General features: G+C 57.6%; 16 protein-coding genes. 5 read left to right on the top strand and 11 right to left on the bottom strand.

Annotated elements, in window-relative coordinates:
• Positions 1–43: 43 nt before the first annotated feature.
• Positions 44–1,063 (top strand): LacI family DNA-binding transcriptional regulator, encoded by a 1,020-nt coding sequence (locus ACR0JX_RS01895; RefSeq protein ID WP_480540915.1) that lies wholly within the window; start codon positions 44–46, stop codon positions 1,061–1,063.
• Here ACR0JX_RS01895 and ACR0JX_RS01890 read toward each other — a convergent pair whose 3' ends face one another.
• The 3 genes from ACR0JX_RS01890 to ACR0JX_RS01880 all read right to left on the bottom strand — a co-directional run bounded on the left by ACR0JX_RS01890 (position 1,064) and on the right by ACR0JX_RS01880 (position 5,664).
• Positions 1,064–1,951 carry a sterol desaturase family protein gene (locus tag ACR0JX_RS01890; RefSeq protein WP_480540913.1) on the bottom strand — a complete coding sequence of 296 codons (888 nt, stop codon included), beginning with the start codon at positions 1,949–1,951 and terminating at the stop codon, positions 1,064–1,066.
• Positions 1,952–2,130: 179 nt separating this feature from the next.
• Entirely contained in the window at positions 2,131–3,102 is a 972-nt protein-coding gene (locus tag ACR0JX_RS01885) for a LysR family transcriptional regulator (protein ID WP_170532415.1), read from the bottom strand.
• A gap of 126 nt (positions 3,103–3,228) precedes the next feature.
• Positions 3,229–5,664 (bottom strand): GcvT family protein, encoded by a 2,436-nt coding sequence (locus ACR0JX_RS01880; RefSeq protein ID WP_480540911.1) that lies wholly within the window; start codon positions 5,662–5,664, stop codon positions 3,229–3,231.
• A 185-nt stretch (positions 5,665–5,849) separates the two neighbouring features.
• Here ACR0JX_RS01880 and ACR0JX_RS01875 point away from each other — a divergent pair, with 185 nt between their 5' ends.
• Entirely contained in the window at positions 5,850–7,370 is a 1,521-nt protein-coding gene (locus tag ACR0JX_RS01875; RefSeq protein WP_480540910.1) for a trimethylamine methyltransferase family protein, read from the top strand.
• Between the two features lie 73 nt (positions 7,371–7,443).
• Positions 7,444–8,412 (top strand): agmatinase, encoded by a 969-nt coding sequence (gene speB, locus ACR0JX_RS01870; RefSeq protein WP_480540908.1) that lies wholly within the window; start codon positions 7,444–7,446, stop codon positions 8,410–8,412.
• Here speB and ACR0JX_RS01865 read toward each other — a convergent pair.
• The 7 genes from ACR0JX_RS01865 to ACR0JX_RS01835 all read right to left on the bottom strand — a co-directional run bounded on the left by ACR0JX_RS01865 (position 8,409) and on the right by ACR0JX_RS01835 (position 15,449).
• Positions 8,409–9,383 carry an arginase family protein gene (locus ACR0JX_RS01865; protein WP_480540906.1) on the bottom strand — a complete coding sequence of 325 codons (975 nt, stop codon included), beginning with the start codon at positions 9,381–9,383 and terminating at the stop codon, positions 8,409–8,411. The genes speB and ACR0JX_RS01865 overlap by 4 nt on opposite strands.
• A 53-nt stretch (positions 9,384–9,436) precedes the next feature.
• On the bottom strand, positions 9,437–11,026 hold the full coding sequence (locus ACR0JX_RS01860; RefSeq protein ID WP_480540904.1) for an ABC transporter permease: 1,590 nt from the start codon (positions 11,024–11,026) through the stop codon (positions 9,437–9,439).
• Positions 11,019–12,056, bottom strand: a complete 1,038-nt coding sequence (locus ACR0JX_RS01855; RefSeq protein WP_170532404.1) for a glycine betaine/L-proline ABC transporter ATP-binding protein — start codon at positions 12,054–12,056, stop codon at positions 11,019–11,021. The genes ACR0JX_RS01860 and ACR0JX_RS01855 overlap by 8 nt, the downstream gene beginning before the upstream one ends.
• A gap of 84 nt (positions 12,057–12,140) precedes the next feature.
• Positions 12,141–13,091 (bottom strand): ABC transporter substrate-binding protein, encoded by a 951-nt coding sequence (locus tag ACR0JX_RS01850; protein WP_170532402.1) that lies wholly within the window; start codon positions 13,089–13,091, stop codon positions 12,141–12,143.
• 285 nt (positions 13,092–13,376) lie between these two features.
• Positions 13,377–14,081: a hypothetical protein gene (locus ACR0JX_RS01845; protein WP_480540902.1), complete on the bottom strand. Its 705-nt coding sequence runs from the start codon at positions 14,079–14,081 to the stop codon at positions 13,377–13,379.
• Positions 14,082–14,111: 30 nt separating this feature from the next.
• On the bottom strand, positions 14,112–14,882 hold the full coding sequence (locus ACR0JX_RS01840; RefSeq protein ID WP_480540901.1) for a COG1470 family protein: 771 nt from the start codon (positions 14,880–14,882) through the stop codon (positions 14,112–14,114).
• A 9-nt stretch (positions 14,883–14,891) separates the two neighbouring features.
• Complete coding sequence (locus tag ACR0JX_RS01835; RefSeq protein WP_480540899.1) at positions 14,892–15,449, bottom strand: hypothetical protein; 558 nt, start codon at positions 15,447–15,449, stop codon at positions 14,892–14,894.
• Positions 15,450–15,677: 228 nt separating this feature from the next.
• Between ACR0JX_RS01835 and ACR0JX_RS01830 the strand changes: the two genes are divergently transcribed.
• Both ACR0JX_RS01830 and ACR0JX_RS01825 read left to right on the top strand, forming a co-directional pair.
• Positions 15,678–16,460 (top strand): thioesterase II family protein, encoded by a 783-nt coding sequence (locus tag ACR0JX_RS01830; protein ID WP_480540897.1) that lies wholly within the window; start codon positions 15,678–15,680, stop codon positions 16,458–16,460.
• On the top strand, positions 16,426–21,714 hold the full coding sequence (locus tag ACR0JX_RS01825) for a beta-ketoacyl synthase N-terminal-like domain-containing protein (RefSeq protein WP_480540895.1): 5,289 nt from the start codon (positions 16,426–16,428) through the stop codon (positions 21,712–21,714). Before ACR0JX_RS01830 ends, ACR0JX_RS01825 begins: the two co-directional genes overlap by 35 nt.
• On the opposite strand, the gene ACR0JX_RS01820 is transcribed toward ACR0JX_RS01825, so the two are convergent.
• Positions 21,707–22,516, bottom strand: a complete 810-nt coding sequence (locus tag ACR0JX_RS01820; RefSeq protein WP_480540893.1) for a hypothetical protein — start codon at positions 22,514–22,516, stop codon at positions 21,707–21,709. The two genes, ACR0JX_RS01825 and ACR0JX_RS01820, sit on opposite strands and share 8 nt — an antisense overlap.
• Positions 22,517–22,551 lie beyond the last annotated feature (35 nt).

The following is a 22,551-nucleotide window of genomic DNA, read 5'->3' as shown; positions in this document are numbered from 1 at the left end:
CGAAGAAGATAAGGTTCAAAGAAATCGAAGCTTGAGTTTGAAAATGTCAAAAACCCGGTCAGCGCCTACCTTGGATGACGTCGCCAGAAAGGCAGGTGTGTCTACGGCCACGGTGTCCCGGTGTTTGAACGACCCAAAGCGCGTGGTCGAGGCGACGCGCGCCCGGGTGATGACTGCGGTTTCCGAACTGGGCTACACCCCCAATTTTGCAGCAAGGGTCATGGCCGCCAAGCGATCCTTCACCATTGGTGCAATCATCCCAACTATGGAAAATGCGATTTTTGCCAGAGGGTTACAGGCCTTTCAGGAAGAGATTCATAACCAAGGCTATACCCTACTGGTGTCCAGCTCAGCATATCAACCCGAGGCCGAAGAAGAACAGATCCGCACCCTGGTCGCACGTGGAGCAGACGGGCTGTTGTTGATCGGTCATGACCGCGATCCGCGTATCTTTGACTATCTGGATCGGCAGAAAATCCCGGTGGTTGTGGCCTGGTCATTTGCCCCGAACCAGAGCGCCCCATCGGTTGGGTTCGACAACCGTGAGGCGATGCAGGCGTTGGCAGAACAGGTGATACAACTTGGCCATACGCGCCTTGCGACGATATCTGCGCTGACGCAGGGCAATGACCGCGCGCGGTTTCGGATTGAAGGGATAAGGGATGCAATGCGGGCAAACGGCCTGCCAGAGACATCGCTGAACGTGATCGAAACGACCTACGAGATCGAAAATGGCGCGGCCGCTTTCGAGCAGCTGATGTCCCTGCCTCAGCGCCCGACCGCCGTTCTTTGCGGCAACGACGTTTTGGCCGTCGGTGCAGTACGTCAGGCAGAAAAGATGGGCATCTCTATACCGGACGAAGTCTCGATCACCGGGTTTGATGACATCGAATTGGCGCGGATCATACGCCCATCGCTGACCACCGTGCATGTCCCCCATCGTGAAATGGGCCGCAAAGCGGCAATCGAGCTGATTGATATGATCGAAACAGGCTCAACCGGCCAATCGCTGCGGTTGGAAACCAATGTGATCAACCGAGAGTCATTGGGCCGGGCCACCTGACTATTTACCCATGATCGACTTGCGGCGTTCCTGCATACGCTCGTTCGCCTCAACCGTGCCGTCATGGAACGATCCGAACCATTTATCCCAAGGTATCTCGAGCGAGCCGTAGTTACATTCAAAATACCGGTGGTGCATTTGGTGGTGGAACGTGCCCAAGGCCAACCGGTTCTTGTCTTTGATCACCAACCCCTGAAAGCCTGTATGCGTCGTCACCGCCGTCAGCGTGTAATATTGCAGGTGAAAGATGATATGCAGCGGGTGCGCTCCGACCACAAAGTGGATCAGGACCGAACCAAGGTAGATCGCATGTTCCGCCGGATGCATCGACAGCCCGGACCACGGCCCCACATTGATGTTCCGGTGGTGGACCGCATGAATGTGTTTGTACAGAAACGGGATGTGGATCAGCCTGTGAATCCAATAGAAATAGAAGCTTTCCCAAAGCGGTATCAGCAGGAAGATCGCCACAAACCAGATCGGATTCGCACCCCATGTCACCAAAGGGACGTAGCCATTTGCCAGCGACCAAAACATCAATACTTCGTAAGCCGACCAGAAAAACACTCCTGACCCTAACGTCCAGAACATGTTGTCGCGTACCTGCCCGCCCAGGGTAAATTGCTTGCCCTTCAGCATCAAAGGCCGAGGATCATATTTTAGCTGGTCCCCCTGCGCCGAGTATTTGTAGAACCACAAATGCAGCAGTCCCGCGATGCAAAAGATGAGAACCAGATTTCGAATGTAGATCCGCGCGATCCACCCGAACTCTAGCTGCGCCGCCTCCTCTAAGCTGGGGCTGAGCCACAGGTAGCAGGCGCAGGAGATTGCAAGGATGATGAGCTTTTCAGAGATCAGCAGCCAGGATTCCCAAACCCAGCGCAGCATAGAAAGCGGTCTGAGCGGCCACCTGAAAAAGGGGGAAACCTGTATCGGAACCTCTGGGATATGGTTCCAGCCTTTCAACTTCGGTTCAGACATCTGCGCCATCCCGCTGCGTATGCGTGTCAGTCTGGCACGAACCAAGCCGTGGACAAAGGGATTGTTCGGTTCTGCGCCTGCTCTTGCTATGCGGATTCGAGCGGCAAAACGCGAAAGTCCTGTTCGATCCAGCGATATCTGGTGCAGATTGGGTCACAATAGTTTTGCTTGATCAGTTTGCTCAGCACGCGGTGTATCAGCATCGACGTTGAGGACGGATAGACTTCGGTCGTGAACAAAGACACGGTGCGCGCAAAGTTTCTGCCGGGAAAGGGCTGCACGTTGATGTTATCGTGAAACCTGCGCGCACGCCGAAAGCTGGCGGCGGTGGTCACGGCCCATCCACTGCCTTCGGCAACCAGACCGGCGATGGACTGGTTGCACTCTAGCTCGAACCGGTTGGGCAGATTAATTTTACTGCGCGTCAGCTGAATTTCGATCTGCTTTCCGATCGTGTAGTCGCGGGAATACCGCAGGAACGGTAAATCAGCATCTGGTTTCAGAACGTCTTCTACCGTGCCGGAATAGGTCTTTGGCAGGATGACCAGGAACGGATCGCGTAGCAACGGGTATTCGATCAGCCCGTCTGTCCGGCCCGGTGGGCGTGTGGCAACACCGGCATCCAGCTTATGCTCCTGCAACTTAACAATGATTTCATGGCTCGGACGGGTGAAATGCCGAAAGTTACACCGGGGAAGCGTCTGCGCCAGATAGCGGAACAGTTCCGGCGCGACCTGGTTGTCAAAATCATCAACCAACGCCAATCGCAGAGATGTGGCGTGCAGCCAGTTCCCAGACCGGATTTCCGCCTCGCCCCGTTTCAGTACGGTCAGCCCCTCACGCACATATCGCGCGAACACTTCGCCTGCAGGGGTAAGGCCCATCGGGCGGCGCCCGTGATCAACCAGATCGATCCCCAGCGCGGTTTCCAGACTGCGCAGATGGTTCGAAACGGTACTGATCGACAACCCCGTTTCAGACGCCGTTTGCTGGATGGATCCGGACTTGGCGATCAACTGGAACACCTCCAGCCAGCGCAAACTTAGCGATTTCGACATCCGCGTGTCTCCTCCCGCCTCTCTGTTTCGGAAAAACCGAAACAGAGAATCGCAGAGACGGCAATGCGGAAGTTGAATTTGAGGGCAAGAAGGCGGCTTAAATTGCCAAATTGCGCAATTTAGTGCCTAGCTCCGCATTCGCTCAAACTGTGAATCATAGGGCGAAGGCGCGATGATCATTGCGTCAACTCGCGTTCCACACATGTCGATTTCGTGTTTGGTGCCGATGTCGGCACAGTCGGGCTCGACAAAGGCATAGGCTAGGTTCAGCCCTGTCCGATGCCCCCATTCGCCCGACGTCACCGTCCCGACCACACGCCCCATTTGCATCACGGAGGCCCCGCCATGTGCTGGCGCTTGGTCGGTTTGCACAGCAAGCGTCACGAGGCATTTGGACGGCCCTTTTTCGCGCCGCTCTACCAAGGCCTCTCGCCCGATAAAATCACCTTTCTGAGGTTTTACAAACCGGGCCAAACCGGTCTCATAAGGATCGAATTCAGTGATCAGATCGGCTTTCCAATGCAGAAAGCCTTTCTCCATTCGCATCGACTCGACCGCGCGCGCGCCAAACAGGCGCATATCAAACGCGCGCCCAGCCTGGCGCAAAGCTAAGTATGCGGCATAGAGCGATGAATTGGGTACATGGATTTCATAGGCAAGCTCGCCCGAAAAACTCAAGTTCATTACCGTCGCGGGTGCAATACCGACAAAACACTCCCGCACGCTGAGCCATGGAAACGCGTCTGCTGACCAATCACCCCGGGCACATCCGGCCAAGACCGCGCGGGCATTTGGGCCTGCCAAAACAAGGATCGTCTGGTCGTTGGTCAGGCTTCTGATCTGCACATCTTCGCCCGCGCGCAGATGCTGGTTGAGCCAATCCATGTCATGATATTCGCTGGCCGCCGCCGAGCCATACCAGACGCGCGCAGGGCCGCGATCACTGGCGGGCAGGTTTGCAACCGTCGCCTCAGCTTTGATCATTCCGTGATGGTTCAGAAGGTATCCCAGCCCCACCCGGCCTTCGCGTTTCGTCACCGTGCCGCAGAACATGCGGTCCAGAAAGGCATGGCGGTCCGATCCGGTGATCTCGATCCGGTTGAACCCATTCACCTCCGCCAGTCCAACATTGGTTTGCACGTTCTGGACTTCGGATGCGACGATGTCGAAGCTTTCGTCAAAGTCGAAACCGAGGGTCGGTTCGAACTCAGGATGGGGTTTGATATAGTCGACGCGTTCCCACCCATTCACCACAGTGAATTCCGCCCCTTCCGCCGCCAAAACCGGGGTTAAAGGCGTGGTTTTGGCCGGACGTCCCGCGGGGCGATGTTCGTGTGGAAAATGAAATCGGAATTCGTTTTGATAATCCTCAATTGCTTTAAGCGCCGTAAGCTCGGCATTGGCATGACCGGTGAACCGCCGCGGGTCGAGACACCAGGTGTCATAGCAGGCCTCACCATGCACGATCTGTTGAGCCAACAGCCAGCCGTGCCCGCCCCCTTCGCCCAGGCCAGCGCGTAGGCCGATAATACAAAATGCATTGCGCTTGCCGGGTATCGGCCCAACCAAAGGCGCGCCGTCTATCGTGTAGGTGATCGGGCCGTTAACGACAGTATGAATACCAACCTCCATCAGGGCGGGCATCCGGGCGAAGGCCCCCTCCAGAACGTCCGTTACGCGGTCCAGATCATCTGGGCATAAGGCGTTGACGAAATTTGGATCAATCCCGTCCATGCCCCAGGTTTTGCAATCTTGTTCGTAAAACCCAACCAGCAAGCCGTTCTTTTCCTGACGGCAATAGTAGTCGCTGATCGGACATCTGAGCAGCGGCATCCGGTGGCCTGCATCGCGAATGGCTGCGATCTCTTCTGTCAGGAAATACTGATGCTCCATCGATGCGACCGGGTGCTGAACCCCCATCATCGCGCCGACTTCGTTTACGCGATAGCCGCAGGCATTCACGACGATGTCGCAGTCGATATCGCCATGTTCTGTCTGCACGGTCCAGGTGTCATCGCTGTGCTGGATTAGCCCTGTCACCGGTGTATTGCGATAGACCTCGGCCCCCGTCTTGCGGGCACGCCGTGCCAAAGCCTGACACAGTTGCGCCGGATCAATATCGCCATCCAGCGGATCCCACAGCCCTCCGACCAGATTGTCGGTCGAAATCAAAGGATGCCTGTGGGCGCATTCCTCAGCGTCGATCACCTCGAAATAGACATCCATACCTCGTGCCATCGACGTGAAATGGCGATAGCCTTGCATCTGCGCTTCGGTATTAGCCAGCCTAATGCCCCCATCGGCGTGGTGGTAGTTGATCGGATAATCCGGATCGTCGGCCAATTCCTTGTACAAACGGATCGAGTGGGATTTCAGCCCAACCATCGTCTGGTTCATGCCGAAATTCGTCACTTGCGCGGCAGAATGCCAAGTGGTGCCCGATGTCAGCTCATTCCGTTCAACCAGAACCACATCGCTCCAGCCTTCCTGCGTCAAATGGTACAAGGTGGAACATCCGGCGATCCCTCCTCCGATCACAACGACCTTTGTGCGTGTTTTCATCGCGCGCTCCCTCCTGCGTCTTTCAGATGGTGGCGACAATCCCGGCCTGTCAGCAACGCGGGTTTTGTGAGTTTGAAAAAATCGAAACTATGGTTTTAGATTTCAAAAGGCTGATTTCTGGTTTTGCGGGTAGCCATCTCTGAGTTCTACGGTGACCCCAGATAAGACGGAGGAGCGCCCTGCGCATGGCATCGGACGGAAACAGAAGAAGCGGCCGCAAGGCCCGCCATGCGCAACGGGCCGGCAAGCCCGAGGTTGATCCCTGTGCACCGGGACAGGTCGGCGGGTTTTACAAACCGCTGACCGAAGCTGAGATTTCCCGCGTCTATGATACCGCGCTTCGCCTGTTGGAAACGCTCGGTATGGGTGAAGTTCCGGATCGGCTGTGCAGGGATCTACTATCGGCGGGCGCGTTGGAGGCTGAACAAGACCGCGTTTTGCTTCCGCGCGGCATGGTCGAAAACGCAATCGGCACAGCCGCCAAAACCTTTACCCTACATGGCCGAGACGAAGCACGATCCATCGCAGTCGGTGGCGATCGGGTGTTTTTCGGTACCGGAGGGGCTGCGGTTCAGACGCTGGACCTTGAGAGCGGTGTTTATCGCCCCTCAACCCTTGCCGATCTGCATGATTTCACCCGCCTGCAGGACACGCTTGCAAATGTCAGTTGGTTCACCCGCTGTTGCGTTGCGACAGACGTACCCGATGTTTTGGATCTGGACGTAAACACCGCCTATGCGCTTGTCAAAAACACCACGAAACCCGTCGCAACCTCATTCACCCTGGCCGCGCATGTCGCCCCGATTGTCTCGCTTTTGGACATTGCCGCAGGCGGTCCCGGAGCGTTTTCCGAACGCCCGTTCCTGAAGGCCCATATCAGTCCCGTTATTTCTCCGCTGCGGTATGGCGAAGATGCGGTGGACGTTGTCTATGAATGCGTCCGTCACAACATCCCGATGTCCTGCATTACCGCCGCACAGGCCGGAGCAACCGCGCCTGCGACGCTGGCCGGGTTTCTGGCGCAATCATTGGCAGAAACGCTGGCGAGCCTTGTTATGGTCAACACGATCCAGCCCGGCTTTCCGATGGTGTTCTCGAACTGGCCCTTCATCGTCGATCTGCGGACCGGGGCCTTTGCGGGCGGCAGTGGCGAAACCGCCATCCTGAACGCCGCCTCGGCCCAGATCATCAACTGGCTGGGCCTACCGTCGGGCGTTGCGGCTTCGATGACAGACGCCAAGGCGATTGACGCGCAATATGGGGTTGAGAAGGGCATGACCTCGCTGGCGGCGGCTCTGGCCGGTGGAAACCTGATCTATGAAAGCTCGGGCATGACCGCGTCGCTGTTGGGTGCGAGTTTTGAAGCCTTTGTGCTGGACAACGAAATGCACTCTCATACCTATCGCGCGCTGCGGGGGATCGAAGTGACTGAGGAAAACCTTGGGTTTGACGCGATCTGCCATTCGGTTCTGGGTGATGGTCACTTCCTCGGCAGCTCTCATACCTATGAAGCGATGGAGCGGGATTATTTCTACCCCGCCCTTGCAGACCGAACCGAGCCGCGCACGTGGCAAGAGGACGGTGCAAAGGACGCCTGGACCAATGCCCGCGAGCAGGCCATCGAGACCTTGCAAACGCATCACCCCACCTATCTGACGCCCGAGCAGGATGCAGAGATTCGCAAGCGGTTTCGTATTCTTTACTAACCCCAAACAATCGATTGGCGACACATCGCCAGCCGGTTAGGGTCGCACGACGTTAAGGATCACGGGGGGCACCATGGCAGACGCATTTTTTCAACCGGTATCAGCGATGGAGCTTGCACGATTTGCAGGTGTTCCAACCTTCATGCGCCTGCCAAGCCTGACGCCAGAGCATGAGCGATACAAAGACGTCGATCTGGCACTCGTCGGCATCCCATGGGATGGCGGCACCACAAACCGACCTGGCGCGCGGCATGGTCCCCGGCAATTGCGCGACTATTCCACCATGATCCGCGCCATGAACCCGGTGACCGGCCTCAGCCCGTTTTCCTTGTTGAACTGCGCCGATCTGGGCGATGTTGCGCCCAACCCGGTGGACATTGATGACACGCTGGATCGCGTGACCACGTTCTATAGCCGCTTGGTTGCAGATGGCATCACCCCGCTGACGGCAGGAGGCGATCATCTGACCACCCTGCCCGTGCTGCGCGCGCTTGCTACGTCCGGCCCGCTGGGTCTGATACAATTCGATAGCCATACCGACCTGTTTGACACCTATTTCGGCGGCCACAAATTCACCCACGGCACCCCGTTCCGCCGCGCCGTCGAAGAGGGTCTGGTCGATCCCAACCGCTTTGTTCAGGTCGGCATTCGCGGCACCGCCTACAATACCGAGGATATCGAATGGGGCGAGGCGCAAGGCATTCGCATCATCCGCATCGAGGAACTGTTCGACCGCGGCATAGACGACGTGATGACCGAGGTTCGGCAGATTGTCGGCACGGCCCCGACCTATTGCACCTATGACATAGACTTTGTCGACCCAACCTACGCCCCCGGTACAGGTACACCTGAAATCGGTGGGCCCAACAGCTTTCAGGCGCAGCAGGTCATTCGCCAGATGTCGGGCATGAACCTTGTCGGCGCGGATCTGGTCGAGGTCGCCCCCCCGTTCGATCCAAACGGGGGCACGGCATGGCTTGGTATTTCACTGATGTTCGAACTGCTCTGTGTGCTGGCGCAGGCCGTGGATGCGCGGCGCTAACTGACGTTTTCGGCAATCATCGAAATCATCTCGAACATCACCGCAGCCGCTGTCAGCGCGGTAATGTTGTTCGGGCTGTCCTTGGTGGGCATCATGCAGACCACGTCGCCTCCGATAATGTTCAAGCCGCGCGCGGCATGCAGAAGGCCCACAGCCTCATCAATATCGAAGCCTTTCTCGCCGGGTTCCAGATTGGACACCGCAGGCGCTACGGTTGGGTCGAGGCAATCCAGATCGAAGGTGATGTAGACCGGGCGGTCACCCAGAACCTCTCGCGATTGCGCTACGACGTCAGCAAGACCGCGCTGCCGAAACTCGCGCATCGTGACGATGTTATAACCGTAATCATAAGACGGTTGCAGCCAGTCCAGACTACGCGGATGCCCCCTCAGACCGATCTGCATGGACCGGCTTGGATCGATCTGCCCCTGATCAGCCAAATACGCGCCCCAATGCGCGGCCGATTTCTTGGCGCCCAGGAAGTGATCCACTTTGGTAAATACATCGGTATGCGCGTCAAAATGCAGAAAGCTCACCGGCTCGCCCCCCGCCAGCTTGCCACAGCCCAGCGCCTGAACAATTCCACCGGTGATCGAATGATCGCCACCAATCGAAACCGGGCGCGCACCTGCTGCATCAATATCTTTGTAGAACTTGGTGATCTGCTCGATACAGGCTTCGTTATCATTGGCTCGCGGAAACGGCACATCGCCCACGTCTGCGATTTTCGCACTGGTCCACGGGTCGATCTGAAACAGCGAATGAACCCGGCGCTGCACGGCCGAGACATGGCGTAACGCGCGCGGGCCCAGATGCTGATCCCGCTCGGTTGTGCCGTTGCCAGTGGAATGGGGTACGCCCGCCAGGGCGATATCCTGCCCTTCGGGGCCAATATTGGGGCAGCGAAACAGCGTTGGCACGCCCCACCAATACAGGTTGTCCATCATGGACTGTTCGTAACGATCCACCATTTCGCTCTCCCTCACAGAAAAACGCCCCCGGCGGGAACCGGGGGCGCGCATGTTCAGATTTTTTCGTCTTCTCGCCGGAAGGCCCCCTGTACGATCCGGTCGATGACCATGGCACAGAACAGGATGGCAAAGCCGCCCAACAGACCCGGACCCTTGGCGGCGTATTGCAGTGCCTCAAGGATTTCCTTGCCCAGACCTCCGCCACCGATCAGCGAGATGATCACGACCATCGACAGGCACATCAGAATGGTTTGGTTTACCCCTGTCATGATCGAGGGCAAGGCCAGCGGAATTTCCACATCCTTCAGCAACTGCCATTTCGAGGCACCAAAGGCGACTGCAGCCTCTTTGATACTGTCCGGCACTCCGCGCATCCCCAGCGCCGTCAGGCGGATCACGGGGGGCATACCAAAGATGATCGTGGCCAGAATGCCCGGCGGATTGCCCGTGCCGAAGAAAGCGATAATCGGGATCAGGTAGACGAAAGCGGGCAGTGTCTGCATCAGGTCCAACACCGGCTCAGCTGCGCGATAGGCGCGCTTCGACTTGCCGAACCAAATGCCCAGTGGAATGCCGAACACGACACACAGGATCACCGCTGCACCCACCAGCGCAACCGTCTCCATCGCTACATCCCAGTATCCCAGCAGTGCGATATACGCCAACGACGCCGCGGTGAAGATCGCGACCCGAGGACCAGCCGCGCGCCACGCGGTCACGCAAATGACCAGCATGACCACCGGCCAAGGTGATCCGATCAGCGCAATGGTCAGCGCATCCAGAACCGAACGGACACCTGCAACGATCCCGTCAAACACATCGCCCCCAGCGGCGGCAGCAGCATCGATCCGCGCCTCCATCCAGTTGGCAAGCGCTGAGAACAAGGTGCCTCCGCCCTCACCCAAGAACACAGCGGACACTTCCTGTTCTGGGAAGGCATCAAGCAATGGCAGCGATGCATTTACAGTGAACTTGTAAACGATCAGCGGGCCGATCGCGGCAATTAGGATCGCCCCCATTATGATGTTTCGGGTCGAACGTCCGCTTTCAACGCTGTCCGGATTGATCCGCCAGTTGGAATACTGCTTCTCGTAAATACGGTCGGCATAGAACCCCTGAACCACCTTGAAGACAAGCAGCATCAGAAGTCCGGTCAACAGGATACCCGTCGCTTCAGACTGCGCAGCAAGCGCGCGTTCAAGGCTGGTGTCTGCCGCTTTCTGGATGTTCTCAGCCAATTTGGTGAAACGATCGATATCAGCCTGCGCGGTCGCTTCAGCGGCCCGACCAAGCAACTCGTCCGCGCGTTCCTGCTGGCGCGCGGCCCGGTCGGCGAAATCCGCGCCGGGATTGCCCCAGGCACCGCGTCCGATCTGAACCCAGGCGATGATCTCAAGGATCAGAAAGGTCCAGAACATACCCCAGATGGCCCGCGAGGCCGACCAGAACGGCCCTAGAACGGCAGCCCAAAGGTTGAACGTATTCGGGACCGGGCTGGTTGCGTCGTGGATCTTGTGAAACGCATTGACGTAATAGTCGCCGTTCGGCCCTGCGAACTCGTGGATCGATTGATCCAGCGTCTCGCGGTCGACTTCGATATCCGAGGCGGCGGTGACTTTCATTTCCATGGCTGTATCAGTCATTTTTGCCCCCCTGAATTCCGCGCAGCAGACGCGGTTTGGTTACGACACCCACGTCTGCACCTGCATCCGTGATGACTACTGGCATCTCGGTGTTGACGGCCAAATCAATCAGTTGATCGAGATCTGCGCCCTCATCCGCGCGGGGCGCACCATCCAGCGACCCCGAATAGCTAGCGACCGGCTCCATGATTGAATGTGCCTTGACCAGTTTCAGTTTTGAGATGCCTTGCACGAACTCGCGCACATAGTCGTCGGCCGGGTTCATCACGATATCTTCCGGGGTGCCGATCTGAACGATGACACCATCCTTCATGATGGCGATCCTGTGTCCGATGCGAATGGCCTCGTCCAGGTCATGCGTGATGAACAGCGTTGTCTTCTTCAACTGCGCCACAAGCGCCTTGAACTGGTCTTGCAATTGCAAACGGATCAGCGGGTCGAGGGCCGAGAACGGCTCGTCCATCAGTAGAATTTCAGGGTCTGAGGCAAGCGCCCGTGCAATCCCCACACGCTGCTGCATCCCCCCTGACAATTCTTTGGGCAGGCGGTCTTCGTACCCGGTCAGGTCCACAAGGCCCAGCGCGTGATCGGATACCGCCCAGCGCTTGGATTTTGAGACTTTCCGGATTTCCAACGGGTATGCGACGTTGTCGCGCACTGATCGGTGCGGCATCAGCGCCATGTGTTGGAACACCATCCCGATCTGTTGCGCCCGGATGCGGCGCAGCTCGGTCTCGGAAATGGCGGAAACGTCCTTACCCAGAATTTCGATCTTGCCCGCCGTGGGTTCGATGAGGCGATTAACATGCCGGACCAGTGTGGATTTGCCCGACCCGGACAGACCCATGATACAGAAAATCTCGCCGCGCGAGACTTCGAAGCTGGCATCCTGCACACCAACCACGCAGCCATATTGTTCCAGGACTTGCGCTTTGGTCAGCCCTTCTTTCAGAACGGCGTCCATGGCTTCGGCAGCGCGATTGCCGAAGATTTTCCAGACATTTTCAAGTTTTACGACAGATTCGTCCATTTGCCCCCCATGAAGGCGTCGTTGCGCCAGGCAGATAGGAAATGGGCCGCTGCGATTTTTCGCAACGGCCCGGGTGTGTTTGGCTTAGTTGGTCAACCAGCCGATCACCGTGTCTTCGTTGTCAGACACCCATTGGCGCGCGAAATCTGCCGCTTCGACGTTATCCACGGCCAGCGCCTTGCCCATCGCGCTCAGGTCATCGCCCTGCATCTGATAGTTGGCAAACAGAGCCGCAACCTCGGGATATGCCTCTTCCAGTTCCTTGGCATAGTGCAGGTGCAGGGTCGCTCCATTCCAAGCCGAGGACGCCTCAGACTTAGCCAGCCAATCGGGATCATCCGTGGGCTGTACGATGGTCCAGGTTGCCGGATCATGCGGGGGCTCTTCCAGAACGGTCAGTTCCTGTGTCACAAAGATATAGTGCGGGCTGTAGCAGAAGCCGATCCAAGGATCGCCCGCCTTGGTGGCGTTGGCCAGATTTGCGTAGGCGATGGTCTCTTCATACTCAGTCAGATCGAAGATTTGGTCGTAGCCATACGATTTTGCACGAATTTTCTCGACCACAGTGGACGCCCAGCCAGGCGCACCAATCCACACTTCTGGAGTTCCGTTCCCATCAGTGTCAAAAATGGCCATCTTGTCCGGATCGCTGAGATCATCGATTGATTTGATGTCATGCTGTTCGGCAATATAGGTCGGGACACACATGCCTTGTTCGGCCTGAACCGGGTTTTGGTTCATAACGACCGTGCCGTTATCTTTTACGTAAGTGTCATGCAGGTTTTGCTGGTTTGGCATCCAAACCTCGGGGTGGACATGCATGGACCCACTGTCCATCGCCTCAAACACGATCGGGTTCGTTCCATTCTGAAGCTCGACATCCAGCCCCAGGTTTTCTTCGATCACAACCTCAAGGATATGCGCCGTTGCGTTGACCGAGGCCCAGTTTGGAACGCCGATCACAATGTCGGCCGCAAATGCGGGCAAAGCGACCACTGCAGATGCGCCACCCAGTAGCATCGAAAATTTGTTCATCAGGTCTCTCCATGTTGGACATGTAGCGCGCAGTCTTCCGGTGCGTTCCGGCGCGCGCGCTTATTCTATTGACAACATGTGCGTTCTCAGATTGTTAGCGTTTGATTGTGAGCAAAACACATGCTCCAAAAGACAAACATGCGAAGCTATCGCGCTTCAAGGTCGACATAGCCGGAATCGGTAAGATTCTACTTTATCCAAACAGACCTATGATTTTTCCGAAATACATGTACGGCTTCGCCCGACGAACGGGCAAGGGACCTATTCGGTGCCAGCAATACCCGCCTAGCAGCACCCGCACTTGCATGCAGCGACATAGCTGTCGCAATGGTTCGGCAAGACAGCAACAGCAACCAAAACAGGGCGCGAGATACAGCCATCCGCACTGACCCGGGCATATGCCACCTCGCATCGATCGACATCCAGATGTCTTTCCTTGTTCTTGTCGCCTCGCCCCGCCGCCGCGGATCCAGAGCCACCGTTTTTGTGGAAGGCAGCGCAATCGACATTGACCACCAACTGCACCACGTTTTCTTCGCAGGGGCCCAATTCGAACTTTGTGTCAGACAGGGCGGCCGTCCACCCCAAATCGTGCCCACTGGCGGTGGTGAAACTGCTTAGCGATAGCGTCACCTCGCGCGTGCGGCGTGTATCATTGGCGAAAGTCAGAGAAATCACCCGGCGTTCCGAACAGCGGGCTTCGATCAGCACATCACCCTCACAGATGCAGCAATCACAACAACTGTCATAAGATTTGGTATCGCAGTCGCAGCCGCAATCTTCTTCCTTGCAAGCGCCCGAATACCTTCCATCTGGCACGCGGTAGACCCCCTGAGTATAGGCCTGCAATTGAACATAGCCTTCTCGCAGATTGCCCAGATAGTCATCCAAATCCATCATCCGCATGCCGCGAGTCTGATAGCAGTACCCGTAGAAGACTTCGGGCTTTTTATCGTACCCGCCAGAATGTCGTGTGATTGTCCTTTGCATGGTCTTGTCTCCTTATTCCGGGCGCTGCGTTCAAACCGCCAAGATATGTACTGTCACGGTTTCAGACGAAACCCGGATCATCGCCGTGGCATCGACGCCTTTTGGAATGGTGCCCGGTATCGAGAATTCCCAGATTTGTGAGACCGTCTCTCCCGCGCCAACGGTCGCAGCATCGTTCTTGACCTTCAGCGGCGTGAAACTTTCCAACTCGGCATCATAGCTCAGCGACATCGCGCGCATCACGTCATCTAAGGTGCGATCCGTATCGCGCAGTTTCTTGAGCATCTCGCGCTGCGCCCGGCAATGCAGCAGGTCCAGATCCAGTTGGATCGCGCCGATTGCGGGGACATCGATCGGAACGTTGCCGTGATTTCGGAACACCATCAGTTTTTTGATCTTGGCCCCCGGTTTGCCGACCAGAAACACCTCATCCGGTGTGATTTCGAAATCGACAACCTCGGTGACGATCACCTCGACTGGATGGTCTGTGCCATCAACCGGCAGGGACATCTTATAGACCCCCGGCGGGGTTGATGGGTTAAGCGCTGCAGTGACCGGAACAGTTTTGCTAGCACCTGCACGCAGTTTGACCCGTGGCAAATCTGCTGAGAGCAGTGGCTGGGCCCTCGCGCCTCGCGTCTTGGGCTTAACCTCTATCAGCTTCAAATCCCGCAGGGCTTTGCGTTCGGCACCTGTATTCGCCAGAGCTAAGGTACCATGCAGCGCGCTGGGTGCGCCTACCAGAACAAGCGGCTCTAGAAGTGAGACATCTGGGGTCTTTTTCTTTGCAGCCGTCGCCATCTTGCATCCCTATTTGATGTGGATTTTCACGCCGCCCGAAGATGGGTTCGGTTTGGCCGCAGCTGCGCCACCCGAAGGGGCCGCGCTTTGCGCCGGCAGTTGTACCGAGGGGCGGAAGGGCAGTTCTTCGTAGACCTGTTTGCTTTCGCCGCTAAAGGTCACGCCGTAATACTCGACGCCCATATAGGTCACGCCGATATGGTGATGATAGGGCTGCCGGATGATGCCGGTTGGAAGCTTACCGTAGTTGACAGTCGTGCACAGATCCAACGCTACGGGTTTCAGATCAACCGATAGAGGCTTGATCTCAAGCGTCAGGTCGGTGGTGTTTTCGCTGACAATCGGCTCCGAGATTTTCAGGTCCTGAATGCTCTCCGTCTTAATCGGATCGCCACCTTCCAGCTTCGTCTCGGTCTTAATCGGGCGTTGCCCGCCATTCAGCGTGAGACCGATATCGTCCAGACCATTGATTGTGACATCCGCGTCTGTGTCAGAGTCGATGTTAATAGGTCCGTTGTTGACGTTTACGGTGCTTCTGCCACCGCCACCTTTGCCGCCGCCTGGCATAGTCACCTCCAAATCCATTCTGGTGCGGGCTGCACCTGAGTAAGCGTTTGGCACGAAAACTGTGCAAAAAGTGTCGCTAGGCTAGCATATTTTACCCGCCAATTCACGCCAGAACCTAGGTGGGCCAAGGCGGGCCACGCCAAAACGCTGATTTCATGTTATGATTGGGCCAGATCAGTGGTTGGGTGCGCGCCGCGCATGTGGGTATCACCAGAGGTGACAGACGCTGTGAGTGTAGAAATCGCATTGACTCCGCAGAACCCTACCCATGCCGGGCTGTCGGGTCGGTTGGTCTGCTTCCCGCATGCAGGCGCCGCGGCTGAGCGCTTTCACGACTGGATGAGCGGATTTGCGCCGGTTCTGGATGTGCGGGCTGTCACCCTGCCGGGACATGGGCGGCTTTTGGATCAATCGCCCGTGGAGAGTTGGCCGGACCTGATCAAGTCGATTGTTGCCGAGATTCAGCCTTTGACAGACCGGTCATTTGCCATCTTCGGTCATAGTTTTGGGGCTCTGCTGGCCTATGAAGTTGCCCATGTTTTGGCGGCCAAGGGACATGCGCCCAACCTGCTGATCGTAGCAGGCCCTGCCCCGCAGATGGCACGGCGTGATCGCAATGTATCCGGATTGCCTCGGTCCGCGTTTCTGGCTGAGATTGAAGCCATAAATGGCACGCCGCCCGAAGTGCTAGCCAATACCGATCTGATGGACCGCATGCTACCCGCCTTGCGCGCTGATTTTGCGCTGCTCGAAACCTATGAGGCTGACCACGTCAGCAAGCATCCTCCGCTGCCCTGCCCAATCCTTGCGATCGGCTCGGACAATGACCCACAGGTGCCATTCCACAGCATTCTGGGTTGGCGACACCGCACGCGCAGCCGTTTTGAATGCCGCCTGTTTGCAGGTGATCATTTCTTTCCTTTTACCAACCCGGATTTCGCCGACACCCTTTTCGACTACGTTGATGATGCCCTGAATGAACACTCAAAGGACCTCTATCGCGCCGGATGAGGCGTCGATTGCCATTATCGGCATGCAGGGCCGCTTTCCCGGCGCGGCCAGTGTCGATGAGTTATGGCAGAACCTGCTGACGGGGCACGAGGCGGTCACGACTCTGACACCCGAGCAAATGGAAGGCGCGCAGGTTCCGAAAGAGCTGCACGAGCTGTCGAATTACGTCAACAAAGCCACCCTGCTGGAGGACGTCGATAAGTTCGACGCCGAATTCTTCGGGTTCAGCCCCCGTGACGCGGAACTGACCGACCCGCAGCACCGCCTGTTTCTGGAATGCGCTTGGCATGCGCTCGAGGATGCGGGCTATGTGCCCGATCGCTACAAAGGCGATATCGGTGTCTTCGGGGGCTGTGAACTGTCGGGCTATTTGTACCTTATCAACCGCAACATTGACCGCCTGGGTTTTCTGGACGGCATGCAGTTGATGATCACCAATGACAAGGACTACATGGCCACTCAGGTGGCTTACAAGCTGAACCTGACCGGTCCAGCGATCACGGTTCAAACCTCCTGCTCGACCTCGCTGGTTGCAACTTGTCTGGCCTGCCAGAGCCTGCTGGAGGAAAGCTGCGACATTGCGCTGGCTGGGGGTGTCACGGTCAAGGTTCCGCAGCGGCGCGGCTACCTGTTCGCCGCAGGTGGCATCCTGTCCCCGGACGGTCAGTGCCGCCCCTTCGATGCGGCGGCTCAGGGCACGATTGTTGGCAGCGGCGTGGGTCTGGTTGTCCTCAAAAGGCTGGATAAGGCGCTGCGCGATGGCGACCGCATTCGCGCCGTGATCCGGGGGTTCGGCCACAACAACGACGGGTCCAACAAGGTCAGCTATGCCGCGCCCAGCGCCGAAGGTCAGGCGCGCGCGATTGAGACCGCGTTCGAGATGGCGGGAATCCCGCCCCGCTCGGTCGGCTATATCGAAGCGCATGGAACCGCGACCATGCTGGGCGACCCGATCGAGGTCGCGGCACTATCGCGCGTATTCCGCAAATCGACCGAGGATACGCAGTTCTGCGCCATCGGTTCCGTCAAAGCCAATGTGGGCCACCTGAGTTGCGCCGCAGGCGTCACGGGGCTGATCAAGGCCGCCCTAGTAACCGAGACCGGCACAATTCCCCCGAACCCTCATTTTAACGTGCCCGCCCCGGGCATCGACTTCCCCACCAGCCCGTTCTACGTCAACCGTGACGCGACTAACGTGACGGCAAGTGACGGTCCGCGACGCGCCGGTGTCAGTTCATTCGGTGTTGGTGGGACCAACGCGCATATGCTGCTGGAAGAACCTCCCGAACCGGCTCCATCCAGGCCGGGGCGCGCGCAGCATCTGATCGTTATGTCCGCCCGCAATGAGGCTGCGCTGGACCGGTTGGCCCTTTCCCATGCACGTCGTATTATGACTGCCACGCCGTCTGAACTGGCCGACATTGCTTTCACAACAAAAACCTCCCGCACGCTTTTTACGCATCGGCGTTACGTGCGCGTAGACGCCGACAACCCCGCAGGCAGCGCGTTGGCCTTGCTGGCGCATAACAGCGACAAGGTGCGCACCATAGAAGCTAGTGGCGAGGATAGGCCCGTCATTTTCATGTTCTCGGGCCAAGGTGCCCAATATCCGGATATGGGCAATGGTCTGTATCGATCAGAGCCGATGTTCCGCAAGGCCTTTGACCGGTGCTGCCGCGCCTTTCGGGATGGCAGCGGGTTAGATCTGAAACCGATAGTTTTTCACAAGAAGATGGATCGTGAACGCGCGGCTGAGAAGCTCAAACAGACGCAGTTCACACAGCCCGCACTGTTTGCTGTCGAATATGCCTTGGCACAGCTGTGGATGTCGTGGGGCGTACGACCCAGAGCCATGATCGGGCATAGCATTGGCGAATATGTTGCGGCCGCGATGGCGGGAGTGATGACACTTAAGGATGCCGCAACACTGGTGGCGCAGCGCGGGGCGCTCATGGCCTCATGTAAGCGGGGCTCGATGCTCGCCGTTCCGAAAGAGGAAGCCTATCTGCGCCCGCTGCTGCCGGATGACATCGCGATCGCCGCTGTGAACGCCCCAGGAATGACAGTTGTGGCCGGACCAAGCCCGTCTATCAAACGGCTGGCAAAGCGGCTGGAAAACCAGAAGATCAAAGCCACGCTCCTGCGCACCTCGCACGCCTTCCATTCGGCGATGATGGATCCAATTTTGGACGACTTCATTAATGTATTTCAGTGCATTCAGCTGCGCGCACCGCAGATCGACATCTATTCGAACCTCACCGGCACCGTCCTGACCAAAACCGCCGCAACCGATCCCGCTTATTGGGCGATGCATCTGCGCAGCGCGGTGCGGTTTGCCGATTGCGTCAAAGCTGGGCTGGATCTGCCCGATGCGATTTTCCTTGAGGTTGGCCCCGGACGATCGCTGACCAATCTTGCCGGGCTGCAACTGAGTGGAAGCGGTTCGGTCGCCCTGTCCTCAATGGACATTAATTCCGGCCCGCAGGTTGAGGCTGATTTGGTGACTGATACGCTGGGTCAGCTTTGGGCGCATGGGGCTGAGATCGATTGGCATCGATACTATGCCGAGGAGGTGAGACGCAAAGTCCCGGTGCCCCTCTACCCGTTTGAGCGGGACAGCTATTGGGTCGGCGGCGCGGAAGATCCCAGCGTGGACGCCGCAGCATCACGCAAGGCAATGGTCGATTGGGGCTACGTGCCAAAGTGGAAAAACGCTCCGATTAGGGACATAGAAGACCTGCCCGCAAACGCGCGCGTTCTGATTTTGAGCGACAAAAGCCCAGCAGCCCGAGTTTTGCAAAAAACGCTTAGGGACAAGGGCATCGCAGCTACCACCATCACGGCCTCATCACGGTTCATGCACCGCAAGGATGGCGCATTCTCGGTCGATCCAACAGTTTCAGAGCATTTCACCCGTCTCGCCAGCGCGCTGCGGGACGATAACAACCCTATTTCGCACATCGTTTACCTGTGGCCTCTCGCGCTTGAGGACGCCGAGGCCAACGTGGTTGCGATGCAGAATGCGGCCATGGCTGTCACCAAAGCCAGTGGGCTTGCCAAGCTTCGGATGATTTCGGTGACTGCGCAGGCGCAGCCCGGACGGTCCGACAAGACGATGGGGGTGGAAAGCTCGGCCACCCTTGCGCTGGCGAAGGTGTTGGGACAGGAGGTTCCCTCGCTGCGCGTCACCTCGGTCGACATCGCGGAAAGCGATCGAAGTAAGCCCTCAGCGGACCACTTTGCAGGCTGGCTTATAAACGAGCTGCAAGCGCAACAGTTCGTTCCTTCGGTTGCTTACATCAAAGGGAAACGGCATCGCCTCAGTTATCAGGCGCAACCACTGGAACCGGTCGAAACCTCCACTTTGTTCAAGCCCGGTGGCGTCTACGTCATAACTGGCGGTTTAGGCAATATCGGGCTGGCGATGGCTGATATGTTGGCGGAGCGCTACAAGGCCAAGCTGGTACTTCTGTCTCGCTCGGGTGCGCCTGCAAAACCCGACTGGAAGGCGCTGGCCGCCGGTCCCAATGAGTTCGATAAAACGGCGATGCTGGCACGCAGGTTGCTGGATTTGGATCGAAAGACAGATCTCTTGGTTCTGAAGACCGACGTCTGTGACGCAAACGCCCTGCAAGTGGCGATGTCGAAAGCCACCAAAGCCTTCGGCCCCATAGACGGCATCTTCCATATGGCTGGAAATGTGGGTAGCGGGTTTGGCAAACTCAGCGACCTGACGACCGAAGACCTAAACAGCCATATCGCCCCAAAGATCAACGGTGCCCGCGCACTTGCACATGTCTTGCAGGACCATACCCCGGATTTTGTCCTGCTGGGCTCATCCCTGTCGGCTGTTCTGGGCGGGTTGAACCTTGGCTACTACGCGGTGGCAAACCAGATGCTGGACACATTTGCCGCGTCGCAGCCGACACCAACGCGCTGGATCAGCGTGAACTGGGATCAATGGGCCTTTGCCGATCAGACGCATGGGGAAGATGCGATCTCTCCCGCAGATGGGGTTGAGGCGCTGAACCGCCTATCCGCGTTGGATACCGATCAGATCGCCATATCGACCACACCGCTGAACACTAGGCTTGCGGAATGGGTCGAATTCACCGCCACCCCCAAAGCCACGGAAGCCACACCAACAGGCCACAGCCGCCCCAACCTGAGCAATCCGTTCGAAGCACCGAAAACGGACATGGAAACCATCCTTGCCGGGATTTGGGAAGACCTGCTGGGCCTGTCCCCGGTTGGCATAAACGACAAGTTTTTTGAGCTGGGCGGGCATTCCCTGCTGGCCATTGAAATGACCATGCGGATCGAAGAGAGGTTTGGCTACAACCCCGAGGTTGGCCAGATCTTCGACACTCCGACCATTGCGGGGCTAGCCCCGATTATCGAGGCCAATATGGGGGCATCCACTGTTGAAACGGTCAAAGCTGAGGTTGAACCACCACCGCCGCCAGAGCCCGACCTGAACCTAGAGGGCACGAAGAAGAGCTTTCAGGACATGTATGATGGTGTCACCAAGCAGCTGGACAGCTCAGGCTTCGGAACCTTCGCGCATTTTCTGAACTATGGCTACACACCGAACGGAGCGCCCGAGGCGTCTGATATCCTGCTGAGCGATAAGATGATGAACCGGAACTCGGTCAAACTGGCGCTTGAGGTCATTGGTGCCCACCCCATTGATGGGTCGTCGGTTCTGGATGTGGGCTGCGGGCGCGGCGGCACTGCCCGCACGTTGGTTGAGTTCTTCGATCCCGCCGCTGTCACCGGGTTGGATCTGTCTGGCGCGGCAATCGAGTTTTGCCGCAAGACGCATACAGATCCGCGTTTGAATTTTGTTCAGGGTGATGCAGAAAACCTGCCCTTCGATGATGGGCAATTCGACGCGGTAACCAATATCGAAAGCTCGCACACCTACCCCGCGATACAGCGCTTTTATGCCTCGGTCATGCGGGTCCTCAAACCTGGCGGGGCGTTTCTGTACACCGACCTTCTACCTTTGGGAAAGCTGAACCAATGTCTCGAACTGTTGAAGGACCTAGGTTTTAAGCTCGAAGACGAGCGCGATATCACGCAGAACGTGCTGCTGTCCTGCGATGAAATCGCGGCCGCGCGTCTGGGCGCGTTCGGAGGCGATCAGGAGATGAGCAATTTCCTGGCAGCCCCTGGATCAGTGGTCTACGAGTCCATGAAATCCGGTGAATGGAGCTATCGGATATGGCGCTTGAAACGCCCGATCAACTGATATCAATTTCTAGCGTTATTAATTGATTACGCGCCTGTCCTAATCCAATGATGACCAGCGCCGTTGAATAGCAATGCCCGGCGCGGTACAGATCAGCGTCAACAGGCACCATCACCTTGACCAGTTGCTTTTGGCCCGGTGCCAGATTGATCAGGTCCGGGATCACATCGATCATGGCTCCCTCGACCGCAACACCGTCTTCATCCAAAACCGGCGTGGTCGACACGCGCGGGCTGACGCCGACCGCTGTGCTGTTCTCTACCTCGAAACTGGCCGACAGCGTGCTGCCAGCAGGCCCAGACAATGTGATTGCCGCGGCCTGCGGGGTGGTTGCCCCTTCGGCTGCATATCCGTTCACGCCACGACTGTTGAGAAACTGAAACAGCTCATCCGTATAGCGCTTCGACAGAACCTGAGCTGATGCTGCATAACGGATCGCAAGCTGCAGACCCTCCTGCGCGATCTCGGCCCCCCGCGTCTCGGTGAACTCTTTGTACAGATCGGCCATTTCCGGCACATAGCCCTGTTCAGTCAGGTGCTGATACTGGGTCCCAGCATCCGTGTATTGTTGCGTGAAGGCCGTGTAGATGGACTGCAACTGGCGATAGCTTTCCTCCATCGCGGCCTGCAATTCGGCCTGCTTGCCCAGGCCATGGGGCGTACCTTGCCCGCCCGTAGAGCTGGCCCTGTTGTCATATACCTCCTGGACTGGTTCAACGGGTTCTGGCTGCGGCTTTGGCGTTGCTGGTTTCGCCTTGGGGCGCGCGCGTTTTGCGGGTTGTTTGCGGGTTGCCTTAGCCATCTCAGCCCCTTTTGTGCTGCGGTTTCGCTTCGGTC

The sequence above is a fragment of the Ruegeria sp. AH7 genome, assembly GCF_056541325.1.
This window is presented reverse-complemented; position numbering and strand designations above follow the sequence as displayed.